The sequence below is a fragment of the Salegentibacter flavus genome, from assembly GCF_900115145.1.
GTDB classification, from domain to species: domain Bacteria; phylum Bacteroidota; class Bacteroidia; order Flavobacteriales; family Flavobacteriaceae; genus Salegentibacter; species Salegentibacter flavus.
Window position 1 is genome coordinate 90,439 of record NZ_FOVL01000006.1, and the last position, 19,690, is coordinate 110,128.

Consider the following 19,690-nt stretch of genomic DNA (forward strand, 5'->3'; position numbering starts at 1 on the left):
GGACTTTTTAGTCCGGTTTTTTTGTGTATTCCGGTTATTGAATTTTCCTCACCTTTCAATTTTTATGGTGATAAAACATTCTATATTTGCAGCCTAAAAAAATAGGCTTGCAGTTATCAGCATACACTAAAGAATTCAACCGAAACCTTAATATAGCCTTTCCGGTAATGCTTGGGCAACTTGGTCATGTAATGGTTGGCCTTGTTGATAACCTAATGATAGGAAGATTAGGAGCAGCACCCCTTGCTGCGGTTTCCCTGGGAAACGCGATGGTTTTTATAGCTCTTTCCCTTGGGATTGGGTTTTCCTTTGCGATAACTCCACTCATCGCTGAAGCTGACGGTGCTAAAGACATAGAGAAGGGACGAAGTTACTTTCACCACGGTGTCGTTTTATGTACTCTCAATGGAGTTTTTCTGTTCCTTGCTTTATTACTCGCAAAACCGATTCTACATTATATGGATCAACCCCCGGAAGTGGTTGCCCTGGCCATTCCCTACCTGGAAATCGTGGCTTTTTCCATGATCCCGCTCATGATCTTTCAGGCGTTCAAGCAATTTGCCGATGGACTCTCTCAAACCAAATATGCAATGTACGCCACCCTAATTGCCAATGTGGTGAATGTGGTGTTTAATTACCTGCTTATCTACGGAATTTGGATCTTTCCACGCCTCGAGTTGGAAGGAGCAGCTATTGGAACGTTAATTGCACGCTTTTTTATGCTCTGGTTCGTGTGGGAAATCCTTAGGCGAAAGAAAAAATTTGCCGAATATTTTAAATGGAGCAGGAAGGAATTTCTTAAGCCAGATATTTTTAAGCGGTTGCTCGCCCTGGGTTTTCCTACCGCACTACAAATGCTTTTTGAAATTGCTATTTTTACCGCCACGGTTTTTCTTGCCGGGACTTTGGGAACCAACCCCCAGGCTGCCAACCAGATCGCACTTAACCTGGCTTCTATGACCTTTATGATCGCAGTTGGTCTGGGAGTTACGGCCACCATAAGGGTAGGGAACCAAAAAGGGCTGAGGAAATTTAAGGATCTTCGCAGGATAGCTTTTTCAACATTTTTACTGGTTTTCCTTATCGAGGCTGTTTTTGCAGTAGGTTTTATCTTACTCAAAGACTGGTTGCCTACTTTTTATATCGATAACACTGAAGTGATTCTTCTTGCAGCCCAATTACTTGTTATTGCTGCTCTTTTTCAGCTCAGTGATGGATTGCAGGTAGTAATTCTTGGGGCTTTACGGGGCCTTCAGGATGTAAAGATACCCACTCTTATTTGTTTTATCGCATACTGGCTTATCGGGTTTCCGGTATCCTGGTACTATGGTAAAGCCGAGCAGTTAGGAAGCATGGGAATCTGGTTGGGATTGTTGGCAGGCCTTACCGCTTCGGCATTAATGTTGTACCTTCGGTTCAACTTTTTAAGTAAACGTTTAATTGAAAAGAAAGCCGTACTGGCTTAAAATTAAATATTTTTAATATGGATTTTCCTAAATTTCTTCTAGGCGATAATACCGATTATCCCGATGCTGTTTTCGTAGTACATACCGAATTCCCCCGCTTTATCATCAACCTTGAAAATGATGAGGTAGATTGGCTGGAGGATTTCGATACCACAGACGAAGAGGAACTTGCAAACGAGACTGAAGCTTTGATCAAAGAGGCTTCTGAATTTTATGATCGTGAAGTTTCCCGTTACGAAGAAGATTAATCTATGGATCGCCTTATCGAAATAGATCACAACCTTTTTCTTTATCTCAATAACCTTGGAAATGAACAATGGGACTGGTTTTGGTTACTGGTAACCGATAAATGGACTGCCATACCTCTGTATGCAATTCTTGTCTTTTTACTATTCAAGAAATTTGACTGGAAAGCTACTTTGCTTAGTTTGGTATTAGTAACTCTTTTGATCACCACAACCGATCAATTAGGGAATATTTTTAAAGATGGCTTTCAGCGCTTACGTCCTTGTGGGCAGGAAGGGATAAAGGAGTATGCCCGTTTTGTCGCAGTGAGATGTGGAAAATACGGTTATTTTTCAGCCCACGCTTCCAATTCTTTTGGAGTGGCAGTTTTTCTCGGACTTATTTTTAAGAGGCATTTTCCAAAACTAATCTATTTTCTGCTTTTTTGGGCGGCTTTGGTAGCTTACAGTAGAGTATACCTTGGAGTGCATTATCCGGGAGATATATTAACCGGTGCTTTTATCGGAGCTTTTTTTGGCTTTTTATATTATCAACTTCAAAAATTTTTACTGAAAAAATTTTCGCTCTAATCCTTACTTTCCAGAAGGTAGAATGCCCTTATCAACCGGTCTTTATAACCACCTGCTTCGGGGTTCACGTAGTTAAGGTCGTAACGCTCGCGTTGTTTTATCTCGAAATTCTTAAAGTAGGATTTCACCTGGAGGCTGTCTTCTTCCATAAATAATATTCCGAAGGAATCTTTGTTTTCCAGGTTCTTTAGATCTTCTATTAATGGGATGGAGCTTCCGTATTCCCAGATTAACTCGGGGGAGAAGCTTTTGTATTCGTAAACCTCGAAGTTTTCTTCTTCGGCTAAAAGATTCAGGTTTTTAATATTGTTGAAGTCAGGGTTTTTTAAAAAGGCATACATCAGCGGAAAGCCAAAAAGAATAATTCCGGCGATAAAGCTTACCGTGAGATAGAAAACCGGAGGATACTTCTTTTTCCACAGAAAATATAAAATCCCGAGACCAATACCGAATAGCGTTACTGAAGCTGCTATATACCAAAACCAAAATCCGGTAAGATCCAGGTAAAAGAAAGCAGCAAGAGGAAATACGAGTCCGATAAAAGCGATGAGCCCGTGGTTCACGTAAACTATCCAGCTTTCTGACTTAGAAAGTTTTCTGAAATTCCGGAAAAGATATTCTATATAAAAACCGGTATTTATAGCCATAGGAATAAGCACCGGTAGTAGGTATCGTGATTTTTTTTCAGGAATAACAGAGAGTAATATAACTGCGGCAATTGTCCATAAAAACGAGAATTTATAGGCCTTTGGATTGGAGACTTTATTTTTTAAATAAGGATAAAGCAGGGCTACAAATGAGGGGATAGTCCAGATACCGCTTTGAACAAAAAAGCTCCAGTAATAATAAAATGGTCTTACGTTATATCCTGCCCAGTTTGAGGTTTCTCTGGTTGCGATCTTCAGAAAGGTAACGGGATCTGCAATTCTTACATAGATAAACCACCAGGTGCCCAAGGCGATTCCAAGAATAATAAAAAGGAAAATGGCCAGACGCTTTCCTTTGAATCCTCTGTAGTTATAGGTTAGGCCATATGCGATTAAAAATGGCAGGAAGAGTGCGTAAAGAGATACCGGACCTTTACTTAACAGGGAGGCCCCAAAGAAAATCGCAGCTAAAACGGCATTGCGATAAAGCTTTTTAGAATCCTGAAAGATTTTGATCAGGAAAAAAATACTACCCATCATAAAAGTGTGGGTGAAAATATCCCATTGCCCATCTCGCCCTGAAAAAATAATATAGAATGAGGTTGCCAGAATTAATGCACTTAAAAAGCCCTGTTTTTTCGGAATTTTAAGTAAGCCCTGGAAGGCATAAAAAATAAATAACAGCATAACCGCTGTGATAGCTGCCGGTAGACGCATTGCATAAAGATCGTAATTTCCAAAAATCCAGGCGCTTAAAGCGGTCAGCCAGGTGGGTAAGGGGGGTTTTTGGTAACGTGGGAGATCATTAAGGGTAGTAAGAAGCCAGTTTTCTTTTTCAAGCATTTCGCGGGCTGCAATAAAATTGCGGGCTTCCATGATGTTTACATATAAAACATCAAGCTGAGTTAAAAATATTACAGAACCTATCAGGAATAGTATCAGGAGATAATTATCAGTGATTTTTGGCAGTTTAAGCATAGGTTTTCAAACTTAAAACAATGTTTCTAACATAAATAAAGCTTCCTAAAATATGTCCTATAAAAAGTACAGGATCTTGCCTTAGAATCGCATAAATAAGAATCAGGCTGGCCCCGAATAGGCTTAACACCCAAAATCCAAGCGGTAGGACAGATTGTCTTATTTTTTCAGAATAAAACCATTGGTAAATAAATCTTAGATTAAAAATTATCTGGGCCGAGGTTCCTAAAGCGAGTAACCAGAAAGGAATATCCTCATTCAAGAACAATTTATCGATATGGAAACTTTTAAAAGTAATGAAAAAGCTAATTACTCCAATTGGGAAGAGGTAAAGCAGCCACTGTAACCAGGATGGTAATCGCTGCCAGGTGCCCTGCAGGTAAAGGTTTCTAATATAAATAAAATAGGTGATTCCCTGTCCAAACATTATGGCAAAGTCATCGCGAAAATACCCGTAAACAAATAAAAGGAAGGAAGCAAAGAGGCTAAGTTTCCAAAACAGGGTGGGGGTGACCACCATTTTTAGTTTTTCTGAAAGCAACCACTGATGCAGTAGCCTGGCCGAAAATAAAATTTGCGCAGTAAAACCTATAGCATAAATCTGCCAATTTTCCATTTAACCCTTTTTCTCGATCTTATAATTGATGTACTTTTTTTTCATCCACAAATAAGCAAAACAATCTACGAGAGGTCCGCCCAGCCTGTTCCAAAGGTGATATTTCGGGGTACCGGCGAGCCTGGGATAATGTCTTACCGGCACCTGTTTTACTGTGCCTTCCTGTAAAAGGATCATTGCCGGCAAAAACCGATGTAGTCCCTGGAACATTGGAATGTTCAGGGCATATTCGGCTTTGATAACCTTAAGGGGACATCCCGTATCCTCCATTCCATCGTTAGTGAAACTCCGCCTGATATTATTGGCGATCTTGGACGAAATATTCTTGACGAATCTATCTTTTCGGTTTCCTCTAACCCCTGTAACAAGGTCATACTCCCCAATTTCGGCTAAAAGAAGATCAAAATCTTCAGGGTCCGTTTGGAGATCGGAATCTATATAGCCAATCAAAGGAGATTCGGCGTGATCAAATCCTGCTTTAATAGCTGCACTTAAACCGCGGTTTTTATCGAAAGAAATATATCTGAAGTGTTCCTGCCTGCTACAAATTTCCTCAATGAGTGTAAGACTGTTGTCTGTAGAACCATCGTTTACCAGCAGCACACTGCTCATTTTTATCGCCTTGTTTATATAATCGCTTAAGGCCTGTTCTACTCTCAAAAGGTTCTCTTCCTCGTTAAAGAGTGGAACAATAATAGTAAATTCGTATTGCATATGATGGATTAAACAGGCTGCAAAGGTATTAATAAAATACAGTAGAATTAAAATTTCTATTAAAGGCCTTTAGGTCTAATTAAATTAAGATTGTAATTTGCGCCAGATAATTCCAAATTGTTTATATGAGAGTTTTAATCACCGGGGTAGCTGGGTTTATCGGTTCACACATGGCCGAAAAACTTGTCGAGCTCGGTTATCAGGTTACTGGAATTGATAATTTTTCCGATTATTACAACGTATCCCTGAAAAGACAAAATGCTGAAATTCTTCGGAAAAAAGGTGTGGAGGTTTTAGAGAAAGACCTTAGAAATCCTGAAGATTATGAAGATCTAACCCAGGATTTCAATTTTGTTTTTCATTTTGCCGGTCGCCCGGGAATTTCGGCAAGCAGTAGCTTTGATGATTATTTTTCAAATAATGTTTACGCAACCGAGCTTTTGCTGAATTTCTCTCTCAAGAATAAAAACCTGAAGCATTTCTTTAATATTGGCACGTCTTCCATCTACGGTAGAGAAGCTACATATACTGAAACCGAAGTGCCACGACCTGTTTCTAATTATGGAGTTAGCAAACTGGCAGCCGAGCAACTGGCACTTTCCCTGGCCAGAAGTGAGAAGATTAAAGCTTCTTCGCTTAGATTGTATTCGGTTTACGGGCCCCGGGAAAGACCTGATAAATTATATACAAAACTTATTCAGTGTGCCTATAACGAAGAGGAGTTTCCCCTTTTTGAAGGCAGTGAAGAACATCTAAGGAGTTTTACTTATGTTGGAGATATTGTAGATGGAATTGTGAGAGCCCTGGAGAATTACGAAAAGCTAAATACACAAATTATTAACCTGGGAAGTGAAGAAGAGTTTTCTACCAGCAACGGAATTCAATTTATTGAAGAGATCCTGGAAAAGAAAATAAAAATAAAACATTTGCCAAGGCGTGCCGGCGATCAGTTAAGAACCCGTGCGAAAATTGAGAAGGCCAGGGAGCTTATAGGTTACGATCCTAAAATATCACTGTTTGAAGGGCTGGGAAAACAGGTGGAATGGTACAAAGAATTTATGATGCCTCAAATTTCCTGATCAGCTCATTGGCAGCTGCGAAAGCGGTGGTCTTATTATTTTCAATTGCCTTAAGCTGAATTTTTAAAGCTTCTTTGATCTCAGGATCTCTGTAGAAGCGATTTTTAAGGTGTTCGTCTATGGTTTGGAACATCCAGAATTTATTTTGTTCACGCCGATTGTGTTCAAAATATCCATTTTCTTTTGTTTGCTTTATATAACTTAATATCAGACCCCATACCTCAGAAATCCCCGTGTTATTCAAAGCACTACAAAGGTTAACTTTGGGTTTCCAGCCGCTTTCTTTAGTTGAATAGAGATTTAAAGCTCTTTTGAATTCCATTTTTGCTTCACGGGCTGCTTTAAGATTATCGCCATCGGCCTTATTAATTACTATGGCATCGGCCATTTCTATGATGCCGCGTTTTATTCCCTGCAATTCGTCTCCTGCACCTGCAAGTTTCAGCAATAAGAAAAAATCGGTCATACTATGCACTGTAGTTTCGCTCTGGCCAACTCCTACAGTCTCGATTAAAATAACATCAAAACCCGCAGCTTCGCATAACAGAATACTTTCCCGGGATTTTCTCGCAACCCCACCCAGAGATTCTCCCGATGGAGATGGTCTCACAAAGGCGTTTTTCTCTTTCACGAGATTTTCCATCCGGGTTTTATCACCAAGTATACTTCCTCTGGAAATACTGCTGCTAGGATCTACAGCAAGTACCGCAACTTTTTTCCCCTGGTTTACCAGGTAAGTACCGAAACTTTCAATAAAAGTACTTTTTCCCACCCCTGGAACTCCGGTGATCCCAATTCTAATAGATTTCTGAGCATGGGGTAAAGCTCCTTCAATAAGGATTTCAGCGTTTTTTTTATGTTTTGGCTGATTGCTTTCTATAAGGGTAATGGCTCTACCCAGGGCAGCTTTATTTCCTTCAAGCAATTGTGTAAGCAAATCTTCTTCTGAAAGAATGTTTTTTCGCCGGGCTTTAAATTTTTCAGCAGCATCCGAATTTACGCTAACCGCAGATTTTTCGGAACCTGATTCGTGTAGAGCAGAAGAAGTGGTTTTTTTAGCCAAGCTGAGTTTATTTATGACAAATTTATGAATTCATTCTTTGCCTCGGTATTTTTTGCTTGTTATATTGAAGCAGACAATAAAGTTAATTAAAAACAATAAGATGAAAACATTGTACACAGCCACGGTAACAACCAAGGGAGCCAGACACGGGCACACCACTAGTGATGATGGCGTTTTAGATATGAAATTAAGTATGCCTAAAAGCCTGGGTGGCGAAGGCGGTAAATTCAGTAATCCAGAACAACTTTTCGCAGCAGGGTATTCTGCCTGCTTCGGAAGTGCCCTGGAGGCAGTTGCAAAGGATCACAAGGTAGATCTTGGTGATTTTAGCGTAACGGCTATAATTGACCTTGGTAAAACCGAGGAGGACGAACTTCAGCTTGCCGCAACCCTGGATTGTTATATCCCCGGGGTTGATGTTGAAACAGGGGAGAAACTTATCAATGGAGCTCACGAAATTTGTCCTTATAGCCGTGCAACCCGTGATAATATTGATGTAACCCTTAATTTGTTGGTAGACGAGGATTAATAAAACAATCTGTTAGTAGAAAATCAGGAGCCGTTGGAAGACGGCTCTTTTTCTTTTATAGGCACTGCAATTCTTGTTTTATCCCAGGATAATACCATAAAAATAAGGTCGTTGGTTTCCTCAAAGAGGATAGTAAATTGTTCTATACTTGTTTCAGAAATACTTACGGGTACTTCGAGGACCAACATATCGTATTCCGGATCCCTATAAGCTTTTTCCTCAAGATCAATTCCCCAGGGATACATTTTGGAATTGAAGATTACCTTCCAGGATTCTTCCATAGGGATAGTCCAAAGTGTATATTTACCGGCTTTTAATTCAGAACCATCTACAAGAATATCTTTATTGGTGGTAAAGGTTGTAGCCTCGTTAGCACCGGTTCGCCAAACCTCATTATATGGAACCAGTTCTCCAAAGATCACCCGGTCTTTTTTGTAAGGCCTGTTATAAAATACCTCCAACTCTAAATCTCCTTTTGAAAAAGTCACGGTCTCCTCGGGACTATGCGTTTTTGTGGTGGTTCGAAGAAAATAAATTATCCCGGCCGATAATACCAGGATAATACCTAGGATCTTTAATGTGGTTTTGAGGGTAGAATTCATTGCAATTTTTTTCCGGAGTAATTTAAGTACAGGTTATACTCTTGTCTGATTTTTTCTTCTATCATTTTAAATTTAGGCATTATTAGTTGATTTTAACTAATTTCAAAAAAATAAACAGGCGTGCAACATTGCAAAATCCCTGTCGTCTTTATAGTAACCAATTAGTTTAAATTTTGATACAACATCAATTAATAGAGGCTTGTAAACAAAATGACCGTAGGGCCCAGCTAAAGCTTTACAACAAGTACAGCGAGGGTATGTATTATGTGGCCTACCGGTTTATGAAAGATCGTTTTGAAGCCGAAGACGCGATGCAGGAGGCATTTATTAAGGCCTTCGCGAAACTTAATCAGTTCACCGGGGAGGTTAGTTTTGGTGCCTGGCTTAAGAAAATAGTTATCAATAAATGTATTGATAAACTGAAGGCTAAGAAACTGGAGTTGGTGGCCATCAACGAACAGGTGCTAAGCTCGGTAGATGAGAATGATAACTGGAAGGTGGAAGAAGGGGTAAGCCTGGAACAGATTAAAAAATGCATGGAAAATCTCCCCGAAAAATACAGATACCCGTTGATGTTGTTTTTAATGGAAGGTTATGATCACGAAGAGATTTCAGAAATAATGGAAATAAGCCAGGTTGCCTCAAGAACATTGGTGCATCGGGGTAAGAAAAAATTGCAGGAAGAATTAAAATCACAAAGACATGGAACAGGATATTAGGGAGATGTTTAAAAATGAAGCCCCCCATACTCCCGAAAAATTACCGAAGGGGCATAAAAAAAGATTTGAAGCAAGGCTGGATGAAGAGTTTCCGGAAAGCTCAAATAACAAACAGCTTTATTTCTTTATGAAAATAGCCGCTGTGTTGGTGGTAGCCCTGGGGATCGGTTTTTACCTGCTTCAGCCGAATAACTTCACCAATGAACCCGCAGTTGTTGAAACTGAAGTGGAAGAACAGGAAGAGCAGGGTACGCCTGAAACTCCGGCAGAGAAACAATTTCAGCTAAGTGAAGTTTCACCGGAATTCAAGAAAATCGAGAATTTCTATCTGGCGAGTTTGAATATGGAACTGGCTAAAATTGATATCAATGATGAGAACCGGGGTCTTATCAACTCTTTTATGGAACAAATGGCTGATCTGGATGAAGAGTATCAGCGCCTTAATATGGAAATAAGCCAGAATGGTCCCAATGAACAAAGTATCGATGCTATGATCGGTAACCTTCAACTTCGCCTGGAACTGCTCTATAAATTAAAGAATAAATTAAAGGAAATCAATCAATCAAAAGACGAACAATATGAAAACTATCAGGTATAATTTATTCGCGATACTGGCGTTCATCAGCGCCGTCGCGTTTGCCCAAACCACAACTTTAGATAAAAGTTATAAGGTTAACTCTGATGCCGAAATAAGGATAAATACTAGCCATACCAATATTGTGGTAGACTACTGGGATAAGAATGAAGTAAGAGTGGAAGCGCTTCTGGATACTGAAGGAATGGATGATGAAGCCCGAAAAAAGCTTACCGAAGGCTGGACACCTGAAATTAAAGCTTCAGCCGGAAAGGTGGAGATCAACTCAGGACCGGTAGCTGTTCACTGGGAAAAGAGTATGGAAGGCCTGGAAGAACCTTTAGCGCAACTGCCCGAAATGCTTGGCCCGCTTTTGGAAAACCTTGGTCCCATGCTGGAAAGCATTACCGCCACCCCGCTTCCCCCTGAATTTGCTGAAAATATGGGTAAAATAAAATTTGATTATGAAGCCTACCGGAAAGACGGGGATAAATACCTCGAAAAATTTGAACAGGAAATGGAAGGTAACTTCGGAGAAGATTTCGAAAAGGCCATGGAAGAATGGGCAGAGCAGTTTGAGAACAATCCGAATATGAAGAAATTTGAGATGGATATGGAAGTCTGGGGAGAAAACTTCGGAAAAGATATGGAAGCCTGGGGCGAGGAGTTCGGAAAGAAAATGGAAGCCTGGGGAGAAAATTTTGGCCAGGATATGGAGAAATGGGCCCAGCAGTTTGAGGCAGATATGGAAGACGGCAGTGGGGATCCCGGTAGGATCACGGTGCTAAGAAGTAAAGACGGAAGCGCTAAAAAGACCCTGAAGCTAAACCTACCCAGAAATGCGAAATTAAATCTGGATGTTCGCCACGGGGATGTAAAACTTAGCGGTACAACAACAAATCTAAAAGCCGACCTTTCTCATAGTCGCTTTACAGCAAATGCCATTGCAGGTAAACAAACTGAACTTAAAGTAGCTTATACTCCGGTTAAAATCAAAACCTGGGACTACGGAGTGCTTAGTGCAAGGTATGTAAAGGACTTAAAGATTGACAAGGCCCGAAGCATTAAACTTGATTCCAAATCCAGCGATATTATTTTTAATGAGATAGGGGAGACCGGTATCCTTAGTGGAAGTTTTGGTAAATTAAAGATAGGTAAACTAAATCCTGAATTTAAAAACCTGGATGTAAGCCTTGAGAATAGCGATATGGAATTGTCTTTGCCGGATGTTGCTTATAATTTCAGTTATAACGGAACGAAGAGCAAGATCAAAACACCTCCAGCATTAAAGCTTAAAAGCAGCAGTTCTTATGATAACGAAAGCCTTAACGGGTATAACAAAACCCGTGATGCGAATGCTTCAGTAACAATTAAAGCAAGTTTCAGCGATGTGTTGCTAAATTAAGATCCAGCGCTTACTTTTGGAAAATCAAAACCTGCAGCTTTTGTTGCGGGTTTTTGATTTAAAAGCTAAGAAGATGGAGAGAACAGGATTTGAAAAGTTTATATGGAACCTTACCCAGCGGTTCACCAGTGTACTGGATACCAGTTTTTCACCGGAGGATTATATCGCGATAGATCTTTCTGAAACCAATGAAGAACTGGAGAAAATAGATATTTCCTCTTCGGAATCCTTTGCTGGGTTTATAGATAATTACCTGAAGAACACAGGAAAAAAAGTGGCCTTTGGTGGTTACACTGAAATCAGGAAACTATATAGGCGCAGTGAGCTTTTTAGTCATCTTGAGGATGCCCGGGATATTCATCTGGGAATGGATTTCTGGGCACCGGCCCAAACCGCTGTTCTGGCAGTTTTGGACGGAAAAATACAAAGTTTTAAAGATAATGCCAATTTTGGAGATTATGGCCCAACCATTATTCTTGAACATAGCCTAAATGGTGATAAATTTTACTCGCTTTACGGTCATCTTAGCCGGAAATCACTGGAAAATCTGAAACCTGGCCAGGAATTCAAACAAGGAGAAAAGATTGGAGAACTGGGGACTGCAGAAGAAAACGGAGATTATGCGCCACATCTTCATTTCCAGATCATCGGCCACCTGGAAGATAAGATAGGTGATTTTCCGGGCGTAGCTTCAAGAAGGGACCTGGATTTTTACCTGCGCAATTGTCCAGATCCGGACTTATTACTGAAGTTAAGACACTAAGATTATTTCCGTTTTAAAATAAGCGCGACAATAGCCGAAGTGACCACGCCCATCATTAAAGCTCCCGCTACCGATTGGATGATGTAGGATTGTAGGTTGAAATAAGCCTCTGCCTCCTCTTTTTCCATCCTACCGTTTTCAATAGTGTATACAATTACATTTTCAAAATAATTAGGGGTAATCAACTCGTGAGTGATGTATTGTCCCAGGGGAGAAAGTATAGCCACAACAATGGTGAGTATTATTCCGGAAACGAATCCCTGTTTCCAGCTCATTTTACCCTGAAAATAATTCTTCCGTTTATCGTAAATGGCAAAGAGGTAGATCGCTATGGCAAAAAGACCGAAGAAATTGGTGTAAATCGCATGCCGGGAAATAAGCGCATCATGCCAGCCCATGGCTTTTTCAAAATACATCCAAAGCAGAGAAACAACAAAAAAAATGATTCCCCATTTGATCTCGATAGCGTAATTCTTCATTTTTTGAAATTGGTTAGTTGAGTTAAAAATAAGGAAAAATATCATTTATTTCTAAAAACAAAAAAATCCCGAAGCAACAGCTCCGGGATTCTCCAGTATTTATTATTTAGAAAATTATTGATCTACCAATACCCAATCTCCTTTATCTAAAAGGGGGATGGCTTGTTTGAATTTCATAGTCTTGTTTTCTCCACTCATCACATTTTTGATAGTTACCTTATCATTACGGCCAATTTTTGGCTGGTCTCTGGTAATGGTTTCGGTAACCTGAGGACGGCGTTGCTGAGTTTGGCCTGCCGCCTGGTTTTGAGCTGCGCGTTCATCCATATTAGGAATTTCATCCTTCTGAGTTTCCAGGTTTTCTTTTTTCTTTGGCTGTCTTGCCTCAGAAATATTAGATACATTCCCTTGAGGGATTTCTCCTTTGAAAAGGAAGGAAATTACATCCCGGTTCACCTGGTCTAACATAGCTTTGAATAATTCGAAAGCTTCGAATTTATATATAAGAAGCGGATCTTTTTGTTCGTGAACTGCCAACTGTACACTCTGTTTTAACTCGTCCATCTTGCGAAGATGAGTTTTCCAGGCATCATCAATAATAGCCAGGGTAATATTCTTTTCGAAATCTTTTACCAGCTGTGCGCCTTTGGTTTCGTAGGCTTTTTCCAGGTTAGTGATAACCTGAAGGGTTTTTTGTCCATCGGTAAACGGAACAGAGATTCGCTCAAACTTATTCTCGCCTTCATATACCTGCTTAATTACGGGGAAAGCCTTTTCGGCGCTGTTCTCCATCTTATCCTGGTAATGTTTATAGGCATTTTTATAAACTTCGCCGGCGATCTTCTGAATACCCATCTTCTCAAATTCTTCCTCTGTTACAGGGGAGCTCATAGAGAAATAGCGTATAAGTTCAAACTCAAAGTTTTTGAAATCCTGGGCTATTTTATTTTCTTCGGTGATAGCCTCAGAGGTGTCAAAGATCATATTGGCGATATCTACGCGAAGGCGTTCTCCGAATAATGCGTGGTATCGACGTTTATAGATCACTTCCCGCTGGGCATTCATCACATCATCATACTCCAGCAAACGCTTACGAATTCCGAAGTTATTTTCTTCTACTTTTTTCTGTGCCCGTTCAATGGATTTAGAGATCATAGAGTGCTGGATTACTTCGCCTTCTTCCAGTCCCATTTTATCCATTAGTTTCGCAATTCTTTCTGAACCAAATAAACGCATCAGATTGTCTTCAAGCGAAACATAGAACTGAGAGCTTCCAGGATCTCCCTGCCTACCGGCACGCCCCCTTAACTGCCTGTCTACCCGTCTTGAATCGTGGCGTTCTGTTCCTACAATGGCCAGACCTCCGGCTTCTTTAACCTCTGGGCTTAATTTAATATCGGTACCCCGACCCGCCATGTTGGTAGCGATAGTTACGATTCCCGATTTACCGGCTTCAGCAACAATATCGGCCTCTTTTTTATGCAATTTCGCGTTAAGCACATTATGAGGTACATTGCGAAGTTTCAACATACGGCTGAGCAATTCTGAAATTTCTACAGAAGTGGTACCTATAAGCACCGGCCTTCCTGCATGGGAAAGTTCAGTAACATGGTCTATAACCGCATTGTATTTTTCACGTTTGGTCTTATAAACCAAATCTTCTTTATCATTACGGGCAATAGGACGGTTAGTTGGAATTTCAACAACATCCAGTTTGTAGATTTCCCAAAGTTCCCCGGCTTCAGTCACCGCAGTACCCGTCATACCGGAAAGTTTACGGTACATCCTGAAATAATTCTGAAGGGTTACCGTAGCAAAGGTTTGGGTAGCATCTTCGATCTTTACATTTTCCTTGGCTTCAATCGCCTGGTGTAATCCATCGCTGTAACGACGGCCTTCCATAATACGACCGGTTTGTTCATCTACGATCTTCACCTTATTATCAATCACCACATACTCGGTATCTTTTTCAAATAGGGTATAGGCTTTAAGTAACTGGCGAAGGGTATGTATGCGTTCACTCTTCACACTATATTCGCGGAAGAGTTCTTCTTTTTTCTCAGCTTCCTCTTCTTTAGAAAGGCCTTCTTTTTCAATTTTGGCGATTTCCATACCTATCTCAGGCATCACGAAGAAATCCGGATCATTTTTTCCTGAAAGGAATTCAATACCTTTATCGGTAAGGTCTATCTGGTTATTTTTCTCTTCAATAGTAAAAAGCAGGTCTTCATCAACTTTGGGCATTTCCCTGTTGTTATCCTGCATATAGTGATTTTCAGTCTTTTGAAGTAGCTGCTTGATCCCTTCCTCACTTAGGAATTTGATCAGTGCCTTATTCTTCGGAAGTCCGCGGTAAACCCTAAGCAATAGGAAAGCTCCATCTTTAGTGTTTCCTTCTTTGATAAGTTTTTTAGCTTCAGCCAGTACTTTAGTAAGGTGGCTGCGTTGCTTTTCAACGATTGTTGCAATGGCTGGTTTTAACTCATCGAATTCGTGAACATCTCCCTTGGGAATTGGTCCCGAAATAATAAGGGGAGTACGGGCATCATCTACAAGTACAGAATCCACCTCATCCACAATAGCGTAATTGTGGGGGCGCTGTACAAGATCGTCGGGAGCGTGAGACATATTATCCCTTAAATAATCAAAACCAAATTCATTATTGGTTCCGTAGGTAATGTCGGAATTATAGGCTTTTCTCCTGGCCGCCGAATTAGGACGGTGGTAATCTATACAATCTACACTCATGCCGTGAAACTGGAAAATAGGAGCCATCCAGGCGCTGTCACGCTTGGCCAGGTAATCGTTTACTGTTACCAGGTGCACCCCTTTTCCGGTAAGGGCATTAAGATACATGGGTAGTGTGGCTACAAGGGTTTTACCTTCTCCGGTTTGCATCTCTGCAATTTTACCCTGGTGCATAGCAACCCCACCAATAAGCTGAACATCATAATGGATCATATCCCAGGTAATGGGTTTCCCGGCGGCATCCCAGGAATTGCTCCATATCGCATGATCTCCATCGAGATTAATATAATCTTTCTCTGCTGAAAGTTCCCGGTCAAATTCTGAAGCGGTAACCTTGAGTTCAGTATTATGGAAGAATCGTTTTGCAGTTTCCTTTACTGTAGCGAAGGCTTCGGGAAGTATATCATTAAGAACCTTTTCTGAAATTTCGTAGGCCTTATCTTTTAATGCATCAATTTCGGCGTAAATATCTTCTTTTCGGGTGATATCGTCAGACTCATCAGCCTCTTTTTCCAGGTCGGCGATCTGGGAGTTTACTTCTTGTAAAGCCTCGGCGATCTTTGCTTTAAATTCGGTGGTTTTTGCTCTAAGCTCATCAATGCTAAGTTTTTCAAAATCAGCTTCAAGAGCTTTGATCTTGTCAACTATTGGGGTTATTTCCTTGACGTCTTTTTTGGATTTATCGCCTACAAATACTTTTAATACAGAATCTAAAAAACTCATAATAGTTTTTACGTTTAATAAGGTTCAAATGTACGCAAAAAAAAAGCCTCACTTTGGAGACTTTTTTCTATTTTTTTGCGTGGTTTCTAATATTCATCCTCGTTCCAAAGATAATCTTCGTCTGTAGGATAATCGGGCCAAATTTCTTCAATAGAATCGTATGAATCTCCTTCATCTTCAATAGCCTGCAGGTTTTCCACAACCTCTAAAGGGGCTCCGGTCCTGATTGCATAATCAATTAACTCATCTTTGGTTGCCGGCCATGGTGCATCGCTTAAGTAAGATGCTAATTCTAAAGTCCAGTACATTGGTTAATCGGGTTTTTTATTTTTGCAAAAATAAATTTTTTACTGAGATAGCAAAGAAAAAAAATCTAATATTTCCTCAATAATATAAGAACTTTTTCTAAAATTAAAAATTTCGGAGAAAATTATTTTTTTAGAAGAGGTTGGACGAGAATATCAGGATTTTGGAGGGATCCATTTTATCTCATCAGCCTGTAACTCGTGACTCAACTTTCGTGCCAGCACAAAGAGATAGTCAGAAAGGCGGTTGAGGTATTGCAGCAGCTTTTCATCAAACTTCTCATTCTCATATAAAGCTGTGGCCATTCGCTCGGCACGACGGCAAACACAACGGGCTATGTGACAGAATGACACGCTTTGGTGACCTCCCGGAAGAACGAAATGAGTCATTTCAGGTAGGCTTTCATTCATCTTATCCATTTCTTTTTCGAGGAGCTCAATATCTTCTACAGTAATTTTGGGAATATTAAGTCTTTCTTTTCCGCTTTTCAGGGTTGCTTTTTCGGGATCGGTAGCCAGCATAGATCCTATGGTAAAGAGGCGATCCTGAATTTTTATAAGAACTTCATGGGTCGGCTTATCTATTTTCTGATCGCGAACCAGGCCTATGTAGGAGTTTAGTTCGTCTACGGTGCCGTAACTTTCTATGCGTATATGGTGTTTGGGAACACGGGTGCCTCCAAAAAGAGCCGTGGTTCCTTTATCTCCTGTTTTTGTGTAAATTTTCATAAATGCTATTTCCCTCAAAGGTACAAAAGGAAGTGAAAAAAGTCTCCCACATAAAATTTTATGAAAGCTTAGAGGTGGTTTTCTGTTTCAGATTGCTGTTTTTTGCGCCGTTCCAGATAGCGTCTTCTGAAGTTTTCATTTTTGCGGGCTTTTCTGTTTTGTTTTGCGCGGCGTGAGTTCCACATAAAAACAACCAGAAAAACCACGATAATGGCGAGATAAATCCAGGTTTCCTGGTCGAAATCGATCATTTTACAGTGATAATTTTTTACAAGGTAATAAAAATGTGCAAGTTGCCATATCCTGATTATCAATAGATTGATTATGGGCAAAGAAAAAGCCCCGAAAAACGGGGCTTATCCTAAGTTTTGAAAGCCGATTATTCTTCGATTTCTTCAGCTTTATCTACTACCAGTCTCTCATCGCGGTTGGCGATTTCCCAGGCGGTTAGAAAAATCAATTGAGCGCGATTCTTTAACGCTTCATATTCAATTTTTTCCGGGGTATCAGTATGTTGGTGATAATCGGGGTGAACTCCGTTAAAGTAAAAAATCACCGGAATATTATTTTTAGCAAAATTGTAGTGATCACTTCTGTAATAAAAACGGTTAGGATCGTTCTCATCATTATAGGTGTAATCCAGGTCCATATTCATGTATTCTGAATTGACATTTTCACTAAGTTCATGTAAGTCGGTGCTGAGTTTATCACTACCAATTAGATAAACATAATTATCATTGCCTTCGTGCTCGGCGTCAATACGACCAATCATATCAGCATTAAGGTTGGCAACGGTATTTTCCAGAGGAAAAACAGGATTTTCAGTATAATATTTTGATCCTAAAAGACCTTTTTCTTCGCCGGTAAGCAACATAAAAAGGATGGAGCGTTTTGGAGTATATCCATCTCTTTTGGCTTCAGCGAAAGCTCCCGCGATTTCAATTACACCCATTGGTCCGGAACCTCCATCATCGGCACCGTTATAGATATTTCCTTCCTCATCAATTCCCACGTGGTCATAATGAGAGGTGATAACAAGAAATTCTTCGGGGAATTCGCTTCCTTCGATATATCCAAGTACATTTTCTGAAGCCTTTAGTTTTCCGTCGAAATATTCAGTTGGGATTATCTGGTAATAATTGTCTACTCCGGCGGGCGAAGGGATATTTAAATTAATAAATTCGGCACGAAGATATTCGGCAGCTTTTTTCTGGCCAGCTTCTCCGGTATCACGACCTTCAAATTCATCATCGGCGAAAACATACAGGTGATCTTTCAGCTCTTGAGAAGTGATGGTGTTTGCATACTCCATCGGATTCGCATTTTCTACGTTTTTTTGATGAACTCCGCAACTAACAAACCCTGCGGTAAGGGCTAATAAAAATATTTTTTTCATATTATAAATAATTGTTTTAAAAGGCCCCAAGATAGGGGTTTTCAGTATTAATAATCAAATGCTACACCTGAAAACAGAAAATCTGGCTTATTTTTTTCTATTTAGACTTCAGAGCTTTCTTTATGGCTTCAAGAACAAGAGGTTCCATAACCGCATAGCCTTTTTTGGTGGGGTGAACGCCGTCTTCGGCGTATTCAGCTTTCATCCCCTTCTTTTCATCGGCTAAAACAGGGAAATAGTCGAGATAGATATGATTATTTTCCCGGGCGTAATTTTTCATCCATTTATTTACTTCAGCAATTTTCTCCACCGGTTTAATGCCGGGCTTCCAAGGATAATCATAGACCGGAAGAATGGAGCTTAGCACCACTTTAATCCCGTTGGCTTCGGCAAGTTGAGCCATAGCCTTAATATTATCGGTGATCATTTTTACTGAAGAGGCTCCCGTATTGCCGGCAATGTCATTGGTACCGGCCAGGATAACCACCACTTCAGGATCCAGATCGATCACATCGGGGGTGAAGCGGATTAGCATTTGCGGGGTGGTTTGGCCTCCAATTCCGCGTCCTGTAAAATTATTTTTTCTGAAGAAATTTGGATTGGTGTTTACCCAGCCTTCGGTTATGGAATTTCCCATAAATACAGCGATAGGTTTTTTACCGGAATCTTTGATCTTCTGATTCTCGTTTTGATATTTTTGAAGATTAGGCCAGTCCTGTTCCATTCGGTCTTTATTTTGGGCGCTTAAGCTAGATATACCAAACAGCAAGATAATAAAGGCATAAATATTTTTCATCGGGAAGGGATTTTGAGCTAAAGTTAGGAAAAGCTCAGAAACCACCTAAAATTTTTTAAGCTTACAAGCTGAAAATTAATTACCTGCAAAAGCGTCTAAAAAACTTGAAGTTTTTATTGGGTGTAATTGAAAAAGCTTATTATATTTGCACTCGCTAAGGAGGAATGGCAGAGTGGTCGAATGCGGCAGTCTTGAAAACTGTTGAGGGTCACACCTCCGGGGGTTCGAATCCCTCTTCCTCCGCCACGAAAAACCGTAACACGCTGATAATACAGTAGTTACGGTTTTTTTGTCTTCATATTTGTACGATTAATGTGGATCAAGGGATCAAGTCCAAAAGTTTTGGGATTTTGGTATTATGCAAAAATTGTTGTTAGTCTAAATAGAAAGAAATCGGATCAACACCTAATTTTAATGAAAAAATGTACCGCTTAATTAATCTTTGAAATGTAGAATAATACTCTTGTTTTATAGGGGTCAAAACAGGTATATTCACCAACTAACGAACCGACATTGACAGATTGCAAAAATAAAAAAGCAAACC

Annotated in this window: 21 protein-coding genes and 1 tRNA gene; 10 read left to right on the forward strand and 12 right to left on the reverse strand. The window is 40.1% G+C overall.

The annotated features are described in order from the left end of the window. The first annotated feature begins 107 nt into the window (after positions 1–107). The 3 genes from BM266_RS06530 to BM266_RS06540 are packed head-to-tail and all read left to right on the forward strand — an operon-like array spanning position 108 to position 2,281. Positions 108–1,466, forward strand: a complete 1,359-nt coding sequence (locus BM266_RS06530) for an MATE family efflux transporter (protein WP_093407580.1) — start codon at positions 108–110, stop codon at positions 1,464–1,466. A gap of 17 nt (positions 1,467–1,483) precedes the next feature. Then, positions 1,484–1,714 (forward strand): hypothetical protein, encoded by a 231-nt coding sequence (locus BM266_RS06535; RefSeq protein WP_093407407.1) that lies wholly within the window; start codon positions 1,484–1,486, stop codon positions 1,712–1,714. A 3-nt stretch (positions 1,715–1,717) separates the two neighbouring features. Further along, positions 1,718–2,281 carry a phosphatase PAP2 family protein gene (locus BM266_RS06540; RefSeq protein ID WP_093407409.1) on the forward strand — a complete coding sequence of 188 codons (564 nt, stop codon included), beginning with the start codon at positions 1,718–1,720 and terminating at the stop codon, positions 2,279–2,281. Here BM266_RS06540 and BM266_RS06545 read toward each other — a convergent pair. From BM266_RS06545 to BM266_RS06555, 3 genes are read right to left on the reverse strand one after another with little or no spacing between them, the layout of a single operon-like run. Next, positions 2,278–3,906: an ArnT family glycosyltransferase gene (locus BM266_RS06545; RefSeq protein WP_245760399.1), complete on the reverse strand. Its 1,629-nt coding sequence runs from the start codon at positions 3,904–3,906 to the stop codon at positions 2,278–2,280. The two genes, BM266_RS06540 and BM266_RS06545, sit on opposite strands and share 4 nt — an antisense overlap. Next, positions 3,899–4,522 (reverse strand): lipid-A-disaccharide synthase N-terminal domain-containing protein, encoded by a 624-nt coding sequence (locus BM266_RS06550; RefSeq protein ID WP_093407412.1) that lies wholly within the window; start codon positions 4,520–4,522, stop codon positions 3,899–3,901. The genes BM266_RS06545 and BM266_RS06550 overlap by 8 nt, the downstream gene beginning before the upstream one ends. Further along, positions 4,523–5,236: a glycosyltransferase family 2 protein gene (locus tag BM266_RS06555; RefSeq protein WP_093407414.1), complete on the reverse strand. Its 714-nt coding sequence runs from the start codon at positions 5,234–5,236 to the stop codon at positions 4,523–4,525. A 125-nt stretch (positions 5,237–5,361) separates the two neighbouring features. On the opposite strand from BM266_RS06555, the gene BM266_RS06560 reads away from it, so the two are divergent. Beyond that, positions 5,362–6,315 carry an NAD-dependent epimerase/dehydratase family protein gene (locus BM266_RS06560; RefSeq protein ID WP_093407417.1) on the forward strand — a complete coding sequence of 318 codons (954 nt, stop codon included), beginning with the start codon at positions 5,362–5,364 and terminating at the stop codon, positions 6,313–6,315. Here BM266_RS06560 and meaB read toward each other — a convergent pair. Beyond that, positions 6,293–7,378 carry a methylmalonyl Co-A mutase-associated GTPase MeaB gene (meaB, locus tag BM266_RS06565; protein ID WP_093407420.1) on the reverse strand — a complete coding sequence of 362 codons (1,086 nt, stop codon included), beginning with the start codon at positions 7,376–7,378 and terminating at the stop codon, positions 6,293–6,295. The genes BM266_RS06560 and meaB overlap by 23 nt on opposite strands. Before the next feature lie 100 nt (positions 7,379–7,478). On the opposite strand from meaB, the gene BM266_RS06570 reads away from it, so the two are divergent. Further along, positions 7,479–7,907 (forward strand): organic hydroperoxide resistance protein, encoded by a 429-nt coding sequence (locus tag BM266_RS06570; protein ID WP_093407585.1) that lies wholly within the window; start codon positions 7,479–7,481, stop codon positions 7,905–7,907. Positions 7,908–7,930: 23 nt separating this feature from the next. On the opposite strand, the gene BM266_RS06575 is transcribed toward BM266_RS06570, so the two are convergent. After that, the gene (locus BM266_RS06575; protein ID WP_093407422.1) at positions 7,931–8,509 is read right to left on the reverse strand and encodes a DUF2911 domain-containing protein; all 579 of its coding nucleotides are present in this window, start codon (positions 8,507–8,509) and stop codon (positions 7,931–7,933) included. 173 nt (positions 8,510–8,682) lie between these two features. On the opposite strand from BM266_RS06575, the gene BM266_RS06580 reads away from it, so the two are divergent. The 4 genes from BM266_RS06580 to BM266_RS06595 all read left to right on the forward strand — a co-directional run bounded on the left by BM266_RS06580 (position 8,683) and on the right by BM266_RS06595 (position 11,970). Continuing rightward, positions 8,683–9,228 carry an RNA polymerase sigma factor gene (locus BM266_RS06580; RefSeq protein WP_093407424.1) on the forward strand — a complete coding sequence of 182 codons (546 nt, stop codon included), beginning with the start codon at positions 8,683–8,685 and terminating at the stop codon, positions 9,226–9,228. After that, positions 9,212–9,826: a hypothetical protein gene (locus BM266_RS06585; RefSeq protein ID WP_093407426.1), complete on the forward strand. Its 615-nt coding sequence runs from the start codon at positions 9,212–9,214 to the stop codon at positions 9,824–9,826. The genes BM266_RS06580 and BM266_RS06585 overlap by 17 nt, the downstream gene beginning before the upstream one ends. Then, positions 9,807–11,207 carry a YggN family protein gene (locus BM266_RS06590; RefSeq protein WP_093407429.1) on the forward strand — a complete coding sequence of 467 codons (1,401 nt, stop codon included), beginning with the start codon at positions 9,807–9,809 and terminating at the stop codon, positions 11,205–11,207. The genes BM266_RS06585 and BM266_RS06590 overlap by 20 nt, the downstream gene beginning before the upstream one ends. Positions 11,208–11,280: 73 nt before the next feature. Then, positions 11,281–11,970 (forward strand): peptidoglycan DD-metalloendopeptidase family protein, encoded by a 690-nt coding sequence (locus BM266_RS06595; protein WP_093407588.1) that lies wholly within the window; start codon positions 11,281–11,283, stop codon positions 11,968–11,970. 2 nt (positions 11,971–11,972) lie between these two features. Here BM266_RS06595 and BM266_RS06600 read toward each other — a convergent pair whose 3' ends face one another. From BM266_RS06600 to BM266_RS06630, 7 genes are all read right to left on the reverse strand, one after another. Next, a complete protein-coding gene (locus tag BM266_RS06600) occupies positions 11,973–12,449 on the reverse strand; it encodes a DUF4199 domain-containing protein (RefSeq protein WP_093407590.1) in 477 nt (158 codons plus the stop codon). A gap of 114 nt (positions 12,450–12,563) precedes the next feature. Next, the gene (gene secA / locus BM266_RS06605; protein ID WP_093407431.1) at positions 12,564–15,920 is read right to left on the reverse strand and encodes a preprotein translocase subunit SecA; all 3,357 of its coding nucleotides are present in this window, start codon (positions 15,918–15,920) and stop codon (positions 12,564–12,566) included. Between the two features lie 86 nt (positions 15,921–16,006). Further along, positions 16,007–16,228, reverse strand: coding sequence for a DUF2795 domain-containing protein (locus BM266_RS06610; protein ID WP_008272287.1), 222 nt, complete (start codon positions 16,226–16,228; stop codon positions 16,007–16,009). Between the two features lie 153 nt (positions 16,229–16,381). Continuing rightward, positions 16,382–16,954, reverse strand: a complete 573-nt coding sequence (locus tag BM266_RS06615) for a cob(I)yrinic acid a,c-diamide adenosyltransferase (protein ID WP_093407434.1) — start codon at positions 16,952–16,954, stop codon at positions 16,382–16,384. Between the two features lie 68 nt (positions 16,955–17,022). Beyond that, on the reverse strand, positions 17,023–17,205 hold the full coding sequence (locus BM266_RS06620; protein ID WP_093407593.1) for a hypothetical protein: 183 nt from the start codon (positions 17,203–17,205) through the stop codon (positions 17,023–17,025). A gap of 128 nt (positions 17,206–17,333) precedes the next feature. After that, positions 17,334–18,350 (reverse strand): M28 family metallopeptidase, encoded by a 1,017-nt coding sequence (locus BM266_RS06625; RefSeq protein ID WP_093407436.1) that lies wholly within the window; start codon positions 18,348–18,350, stop codon positions 17,334–17,336. Positions 18,351–18,447: 97 nt separating this feature from the next. Beyond that, positions 18,448–19,146, reverse strand: coding sequence for an SGNH/GDSL hydrolase family protein (locus BM266_RS06630; RefSeq protein WP_093407439.1), 699 nt, complete (start codon positions 19,144–19,146; stop codon positions 18,448–18,450). 158 nt (positions 19,147–19,304) lie between these two features. Here BM266_RS06630 and BM266_RS06635 point away from each other — a divergent pair. After that, positions 19,305–19,392, forward strand: a tRNA-Ser gene (locus BM266_RS06635). Positions 19,393–19,690: the final 298 nt, after the last annotated feature.